5 protein-coding genes and 5 tRNA genes are annotated in these 8,020 nt (G+C 63.4%); all 10 read left to right on the plus strand.

Annotation, left to right across the window (positions count from 1 at the left end; translation table 11 throughout):
- Positions 1–393 precede the first annotated feature (393 nt).
- A tRNA-Lys gene (locus D7T59_RS04020) sits at positions 394–469 on the plus strand.
- 196 nt (positions 470–665) lie between these two features.
- Positions 666–741, plus strand: a tRNA-Lys gene (locus D7T59_RS04025).
- 318 nt (positions 742–1,059) lie between these two features.
- Positions 1,060–1,144 (plus strand) — tRNA-Leu (locus D7T59_RS04030).
- A gap of 189 nt (positions 1,145–1,333) precedes the next feature.
- Entirely contained in the window at positions 1,334–2,629 is a 1,296-nt protein-coding gene (gene tig, locus D7T59_RS04035; protein ID WP_106550097.1) for a trigger factor, read from the plus strand.
- A gap of 76 nt (positions 2,630–2,705) precedes the next feature.
- Positions 2,706–3,332 carry an ATP-dependent Clp endopeptidase proteolytic subunit ClpP gene (gene clpP / locus D7T59_RS04040; RefSeq protein ID WP_004146318.1) on the plus strand — a complete coding sequence of 209 codons (627 nt, stop codon included), beginning with the start codon at positions 2,706–2,708 and terminating at the stop codon, positions 3,330–3,332.
- 126 nt (positions 3,333–3,458) lie between these two features.
- On the plus strand, positions 3,459–4,748 hold the full coding sequence (gene clpX / locus D7T59_RS04045; RefSeq protein ID WP_004154600.1) for an ATP-dependent Clp protease ATP-binding subunit ClpX: 1,290 nt from the start codon (positions 3,459–3,461) through the stop codon (positions 4,746–4,748).
- Positions 4,749–4,890: 142 nt separating this feature from the next.
- Complete coding sequence (gene lon / locus D7T59_RS04050) at positions 4,891–7,341, plus strand: endopeptidase La (RefSeq protein WP_099485204.1); 2,451 nt, start codon at positions 4,891–4,893, stop codon at positions 7,339–7,341.
- Positions 7,342–7,558: 217 nt separating this feature from the next.
- Positions 7,559–7,831 (plus strand): HU family DNA-binding protein, encoded by a 273-nt coding sequence (locus D7T59_RS04055; protein ID WP_004146343.1) that lies wholly within the window; start codon positions 7,559–7,561, stop codon positions 7,829–7,831.
- 11 nt (positions 7,832–7,842) lie between these two features.
- Positions 7,843–7,917, plus strand: a tRNA-Val gene (locus D7T59_RS04060).
- 26 nt (positions 7,918–7,943) lie between these two features.
- Positions 7,944–8,020: transfer RNA gene (locus tag D7T59_RS04065), tRNA-Asp, on the plus strand.

Genomic DNA, 8,020 nt, shown 5'->3' on the forward strand with positions numbered 1-8,020 from the left:
CTGCCCGGTACGGTCCTGAGTGGTTCGGTTGTTGGTCCTGGGTGGACCTATGTGGAACTGTAGTAGTCCTCGGTGGTGAACAGCAATGAGTAGTTCTGAATGGTTGTCCTAGGAGAGGTCCGCCGAAGATGACCACTTTATTCGGCGTCACCTCGCGTCACCTGTGACGGCACTAGGCGTCACCTAGTTGTCACCCGTGATGTCACCTGTTACGATGTGCGTCTCGTAAGTGCTTGCACTTGCTGGGGTTCAAGATCAGCGGAATCAGATTGTGATTCCGGTGGTCGGGGGTTCGAATCCCCTCAGCCACCCCACTGATTCAACCGCATCGGCGCAGCCGAAACGGTATTGCAATAAACAGAATGCACGCTACAATGTGCGTCTGAGTTTCACGGGCCGTTAGCTCAGTTGGTAGAGCAGTTGACTCTTAATCAATAGGTCCAAGGTTCGAATCCTTGACGGCCCACCAAGACGGAAGCCACCTGGTATGCCAGGTGGCTTTTTTCTTATAAGTGTGACCCCATCGTTTCGATGGATCACGCGCTGAAGAATTCCGCCTGGCGGTGTTCTGCAGCGGCAGCGGGAAGCAGTGCTGGTTTCAACGATGTTGAAAAAAGTGCTTGCACCCACCGAGCGGATCAGGTCATAATTCGCGCCCCGATTTCGGGCTGTTAGCTCAGTTGGTAGAGCAGTTGACTCTTAATCAATAGGTCCAAGGTTCGAATCCTTGACAGCCCACCAGACGAAAGCCACTTGGTTCGCCAAGTGGCTTTTTTCTTGCCTGTGCGTCGCCCCGGCCTTCATCCACGCATGGCGTGGATCAACTGAAGCACTACTGAAATCAGCGGAATCCGCATGGTGGATTCTGCGGCTGGTCAGGGGGGCGATGCGGCGCCGTCCCGGGCTGGCTGCAGCACCGAACCACCGCGGTCGCGGAGGGACGCACACCCGCCGGAGTGGTCCTGAAGCGCTGGTTGTGCACGAGTTTTCATGTTCAGCTTTGTGCAGGCCTTTCGCTTCCCTGCATCGCCTGCGACAATGAACGCCTGTGCCGGCCACGCGAAAGTGGCGGAATTGGTAGACGCCCTGGATTTAGGTTCCAGTGCCGCAAGGCGTGGGGGTTCGAGTCCCCCCTTTCGCACCAGTGCCGGCCTGTCCCCGCCCTGATCGGGCCATCTGCGCCCCCTTGACCGGCACGCGCTGGCAGTGCAGGCCGAATTGGGCGAAACTAAAGGGCTGCGGCAAGCAGGCGCGTCCCAGACGTCGTGTCCTTACAACCGTTTCATCCCAATCATCGAGCCGGGGGCCTGGGCCACCGGTGGCAGGAGTCAACATGCAAGCTTCGATCGAATCCACCGGCAACCTGGAACGCCGCCTGAGCTTCTCGCTGCCGGAAGAGCGTCTGCAGAGCCACATCGTCGGCCGCCTGGGCGAAATCGCCCGTACCACCCGCATCAAGGGCTTCCGCCCGGGCAAGGTGCCGGCCAAGGTGATCGAGCAGCGCTTCGGCGCGCAGGTCCGTGGCGAGGCGCTGGACGGCCTGCTGCGCGAAACCTTCGACGCCGCCGTGCGCGAGCACGACCTGCGCATCGTCGGCAGCCCGCGCATCGACAAGGGCGACGAGGGTGAGTTCTCCTTCGTGGCCACCGTGGAAGTGGTGCCGGACTTCGGCGACATCGACGTCAGCAAGCTGACCGTCGTGCGCCACAGCGCCGAAATCACCGACGCCGACATCGACCAGATGATCGAGAACCTGCAGAACCAGCGTCGCACCTGGGCCCCGGTCAGCCGTGGCGCGCAGGACGGTGACCTGGTCGCGGTGGAAACCTGGTCGCAGGCCGGTGAAGAGCGCCTGCCGGCCGAGGGCACCGAGAAGGGTTCGATCGTGCTTGGCCAGGGCATGATGTTCGAAACCATCGAAAAGGGCCTGGTCGGCCTGGCCAAGGGCGAAGAGAAGACCCTGGACGTCGAATTCCCGGCTGACTGGCGCGTGCCGGTGCTGGCCGGCAAGACCGTGCAGGTCACCGTCAAGGTTGCCGAAGTGTCCGAGCCGGTCGTGCCGGCGGTCGACGAAGCCTTCATCAAGAGCTTCGGCGTGAAGGGCGGCGATGTGGAGCAGTTCCGCAGCGACATCCGCGCCAACCTGGAGCGCGAGCTGAAGGGCGCCCTGATGAACCGCCTGCGCCGCGAAGTCGGCGAGCAGCTGATCGCCGCCTACGCCTCGGTGGAAATGCCGCCGCGCCTGGTCGAGAACGAAGCCCGCGCCATGCTGGCCCAGCAGGTCGAGCAGATCCGCCGCAACGGCCAGAACGTCGGCGAGATCCCGGCCGATGCCCACGAAGGCTTCAAGGACGCCGCCGCCAAGCGCGTGCTGGTCGGCCTGCTGGTCGGTGAAGTGGCCCGCATCAACGACCTGCGCCTGGAAGCCAAGCGCCTGAACGAAACGATGCGTCTGATCGCTTCGACCTACGAAGAGCCGGAGCAGGTCATTGAGATGTACCGCAACGATCCCCAGCTGATGTCTGGCCTGCAGAACCGTGTGATGGAAGAGCAGGTGATCGACTGGATCGCCGAGCGTGCCCAGCACACCGAAGAGAAGCTGTCGTTCCAGGACGCGATCCGCCAGTAAGCCCGGGCGGATCACCGGATGCCCCGCGCCTTTGCCGGCGCGGGGTTGTTGCCCCCCAAGATAGGTACCTCACGTAATGGACAACCGAACCAAAGCCCTGAACCTGGTTCCGATGGTGGTCGAGCAGACCAGCCGCGGCGAGCGTGCCTACGACATCTATTCGCGCCTGTTGAAGGAGCGCCTGATCTTCCTCGTGGGCCCGATCGACGATCACATGGCCAACGTGGTGGTGGCGCAGTTGCTGTTCCTGGAATCGGAAAACCCGGAAAAGGACATCAACATCTACATCAACTCGCCGGGTGGCGTGGTCACCGCCGGCATGGCGATCTACGACACCATGCAGTACATCAAGCCGAATGTGAGCACCACCTGCATCGGCCAGGCCGCCTCGATGGGCGCCCTGCTGCTGGCCGCGGGCGAGGCCGGCAAGCGCTATGCGCTGCCGAACTCGCGCGTGATGATCCATCAGCCGCTGGGCGGCTACCAGGGCCAGGCCACCGACATCGACATCCATGCGCGTGAGATCCTGACCCTGCGTTCGCGCCTGAACGAGGTGCTGGCCAAGCACACCGGTCAGTCGCTGGAGACGATCGCCCGCGACACCGAGCGCGACAACTTCAAGAGCGCCTTCGAGGCGCAGGCCTACGGTCTGGTCGACCAGGTCCTGGAGCGTCGTCCGGATGAGTCGATCCAGGCCGGCTGACCGGCCTTCACGGGGCCATGGAGGCCCCGTTCCTGCAGGGTCGGGCGGGACTGGTGTCCCCTCGGCCCTGTGCTATTCTCGAATCGAACCCCCGTTCAGCGGGTGGGGTAACTGGGTAAGCGAAGCATGAGCGAAGACCGCCAAGGTCGTTCCACGGACACCGGCAAGATCCTCTACTGCTCTTTCTGCGGCAAGAGCCAGCATGAAGTGCGCAAGCTGATTGCGGGTCCGAGCGTGTTCATCTGTGATGAATGCGTGGAGCTGTGCAACGACATCATCCGCGAGGAGCTTGAGGAAAAGGCGCAGTCGGCGCGCAGTTCGCTGCCGAAGCCGCGCGAGATCCTCGAGGTGCTCGACCAGTACGTGATCGGCCAGAACCGCGCCAAGCGCACCCTGGCCGTGGCCGTGTACAACCACTACAAGCGCATCGAGAGCCGGCAGAAGAACGACGACGTCGAACTGGCGAAGTCGAACATCCTGCTGGTCGGCCCGACCGGTTCGGGCAAGACCCTGCTGGCCGAGACCCTGGCCCGCCTGCTCAACGTGCCGTTCACCATGGCCGACGCCACCACGCTGACCGAAGCCGGTTACGTGGGCGAGGACGTGGAGAACATCATCCAGAAGCTGCTGCAGAAGTGCGACTACGACGTCGAGAAGGCGCAGCAGGGCATCGTCTACATCGATGAAATCGACAAGATCTCGCGCAAGAGCGAGAACCCGTCGATCACCCGCGATGTGTCCGGCGAAGGCGTGCAGCAGGCCCTGCTGAAGCTGATCGAAGGCACCGTGGCCAGCGTTCCGCCGCAGGGCGGCCGCAAGCATCCGCAGCAGGAATTCCTGCAGGTGGACACCAAGAACATCCTGTTCATCTGCGGCGGCGCGTTCGCCGGGCTGGACAAGGTGATCCAGGCCCGTTCCACCGACGTCGGCAGCATCGGCTTCGGCGCCAAGGTCAAGAGCAGCGAGCGCAAGCAGGAAGTGGGCAAGGTGCTGGCCGAAGTCGAGCCGGAAGACCTGATCAAGTTCGGCCTGATCCCCGAGTTCGTCGGCCGCCTGCCGGTGGTGGCGACCCTGGAGGAGCTGGACGAGCCGGCCCTGATCAAGATCCTGACCGAGCCGAAGAACGCCATCACCAAGCAGTTCAAGAAGCTGTTCGAGATGGAGAACGTCGAGCTGGAGTTCCGCCCGGACGCGTTGTCGGCCATCGCCAGGAAGGCGCTCAAGCGCAAGACCGGCGCCCGTGGCTTGCGCACCATCGTCGAATCGGTCCTGCTGGACACCATGTACGACCTGCCGTCGCAGGAAAACGTGAGCAAGGTGGTGGTGGACGAGTCGGTGATCGAGCACAAGTCCGAGCCGTACCTGATCTACCAGACCCCGGCGGCCCCTGAACAGAAGGCCGCAGGCGCCGAGTGATCCTTCCAGGTTGTTGATTGGAAAGGATTTTCAAGGAATGCCTTGCATCTGAAAGCCGATGGCCCCATAACGGGGCCATCGGCTTTTTTTGTCTCCGGAAGATGCCCTCCCGGAGGCGGTTTTCCCCTTCCCTGGAGCCCCCATGGCCCGTTCCCCAAGTGAAACCCTCGACCTGCCGGTCCTGCCGCTGCGCGACGTAGTGGTGTTCCCGCACATGGTCATCCCGCTGTTCGTCGGCCGTGACAAGTCCATGCACGCGCTCGAACAGGCAATGGAATCGGACAAGCGCATCCTGCTGCTGGCGCAGAAGTCGGCCGAGACCGACGACCCGCATGCGGCCGACCTCTACCAGGTCGGTACGCTGGCGCAGGTGCTGCAGCTGCTGAAGCTGCCCGACGGCACCATCAAGGTGCTGGTCGAAGGCCTGTCGCGCGTGCAGGTCACCCACGTCGACGAGCGCAACGGCTCGCTGCACGGCCAGGCCGTGGAGATCGACGCCACCGATGAGCGCGAAGCGCGCGAAGTCGAGGCGATCGCCCGCTCGCTGATGTCGCTGTTCGAGCAGTACGTCAAGACCAACCGCAAGCTGCCGCCGGAACTGCTGCAGACGCTGTCGGGCATCGACGAGCCGGCGCGCCTGGCCGACACCATCGCCGCGCACATCAGCGTGCGCCTGGCCGACAAGCAGCGCCTGCTGGAAACGCTGGCCGTGGGCGACCGCCTGGAAATGCTGGTCGGCCTGGTCGATGGCGAGATCGACGTGCAGCAGATGGAGAAGCGCATCCGCGGCCGCGTGAAGTCGCAGATGGAGAAGAGCCAGCGCGAGTACTACCTCAACGAACAGATGAAGGCCATCCAGAAAGAACTGGGTGACCTGGACGACGCGCCGGGCGAGCTGGAAGAACTGGCCCGCAAGATCGCCGAAGCCGGCATGCCGAAGGCCGTTGAAGCCAAGGCGCGCAACGAACTGAACAAGCTCAAGCAGATGTCGCCGATGTCCGCCGAAGCGGCGGTGGTGCGCAACTACCTGGAGTGGCTGCTGGGCGTGCCGTGGAAGAAGCGCAGCAAGGTGCGCAAGGACCTGAAGGCTGCGCAGGACACCCTGGACGCCGATCACTACGGTCTGGAGAAGGTCAAGGAACGCATCCTTGAATACCTGGCGGTGCAGTCGCGGGTGAAGCAGATGAAGGGCCCGATCCTGTGCCTGGTCGGGCCGCCGGGCGTGGGCAAGACCTCGCTGGGCCAGTCCATCGCCAAGGCCACCAACCGCAAGTTCGTGCGCATGTCGCTGGGCGGCGTGCGCGACGAGGCCGAGATCCGTGGCCACCGTCGCACCTACGTCGGTTCAATGCCGGGCCGCATCGTGCAGAACCTCAACAAGGTCGGCAGCAAGAACCCGCTGTTCGTGCTCGACGAGATCGACAAGATGTCGATGGACTTCCGTGGCGACCCGTCTTCGGCGCTGCTGGAAGTGCTCGATCCGGAGCAGAACAACGCGTTCAACGACCACTACCTGGAAGTGGACCTGGACCTGTCCGAAGTGATGTTCGTGGCCACCTCGAACTCGCTCAACATTCCGGGCCCGCTGCTGGACCGCATGGAAGTGATCCGCATCCCCGGCTACACCGAGGATGAGAAGCTCAACATCGCTACCCGCTACCTGGTGCCCAAGCAGATCAAGGCCAACGGCCTGCAGCCGGAAGAACTGGAGATCGGCAGCGATGCCATCCAGGACATCGTGCGCTACTACACGCGCGAATCGGGCGTGCGCAACCTGGAACGCGAGATCGCCAAGATCTGCCGCAAGGTGGTGAAGGAGATCGCGCTGGCCGGCCCGCAGCCGGCGGCGAAGGCGAAGAAGGGTGCGAAGAAGAAGGCGCTGGTGAGCGTGTCCAGCAAGAACCTGGACAAGTACCTGGGCGTGCGTCGCTTCGACTTCGGCCGTGCCGAGGAAGAGAACGAGATCGGCCTGGTCACCGGCCTGGCCTGGACCGAGGTCGGCGGCGATCTTCTGCAGATCGAATCGACGCTGGTGCCGGGCAAGGGCCAGCTGATCCTGACCGGCCAGCTCGGCAACGTGATGAAGGAATCGGCGTCGGCGGCGCTGTCGGTGGTGCGTTCGCGCGCGGTCGGCTTCGGCATCGACAGCGACTTCCTGCAGAAGCACGACGTGCACCTGCACGTGCCCGATGGTGCCACGCCGAAGGATGGCCCGAGCGCGGGCGCGGCGATGGTGACCTCGCTGGTGTCGATGCTGACCAAGGTGCCGGTGCGTGCCGATGTGGCGATGACCGGCGAGATCACCCTGCGTGGCCGCGTCACCGCGATCGGTGGCCTGAAGGAGAAGCTGCTGGCCGCACTGCGTGGCGGCATCCGCACGGTGATCATCCCGGAAGAGAACCGCAAGGACCTGGCCGACATCCCGGCCAACGTCACCCGCGATCTGAAGATCGTGCCGGTGAAGTACATCGAAGAAGTCCTGGACCTGGCGCTGGAGCGTCCGTTGGCACCGAAGAAGGCGCGCAAGAGTGCGCAGCGTGTCACGGTGCGCAGCAAGGCCAAACCGAGTGGAAGCGCGCGCGTCAAGCATTGACGCGCGCTGTCCAATGGCCCGAAACCCGCGTCGTTGCTGGCTTTCCAGCTTGCGTGGGGGTAGGGCCACTGGTATAAAAGCAGCACTCGCGAATGAGTGATCGCTGTCAGCGATGACTGAATCGGCGAACCGTTTCCACATGGCGGCCGCATGCAGAAGGCATGCGGTTGCTTCCCTGTCGAATAAGCGGAACCCACCGCCAAAGGAGTTGTAGAGAATGAACAAGACCGAATTGATCGATGCCGTTGCTGAAGCCGCCGACCTGACCAAGGCCGAGTCCAGCCGCGCTGTCGATGCCGTCGTTGCTGCCGTCACCAAGGCGCTGAAGGACGGCGATGCGGTCACCCTGGTTGGCTTCGGTACCTTCCAGGTCCGCGACCGTGCTGCCCGCACCGGCCGCAACCCGAAGACCGGCGACACCATCAAGATCGCTGCTTCGAAGAATCCGTCGTTCAAGGCTGGTAAGGCCCTGAAGGATGCTGTAAACTAAGCGGCTCGCTGGGGTGCTTAGCTCAGCGGTAGAGCGTCTCCTTTACACGGAGAGGGTCGGGGGTTCGAAACCCTCAGCACCCACCACAGCACCGCGGTAAAAGTTTGAGTGTGGAGCGGTAGTTCAGCTGGTTAGAATGCTGGCCTGTCACGCCGGAGGTCGCGGGTTCGAGTCCCGTCCGCTCCGCCA

It is taken from the genome of Stenotrophomonas maltophilia, from assembly GCF_013464915.1.
Taxonomy (GTDB): Bacteria; Pseudomonadota; Gammaproteobacteria; order Xanthomonadales; family Xanthomonadaceae; genus Stenotrophomonas; species Stenotrophomonas maltophilia_AT.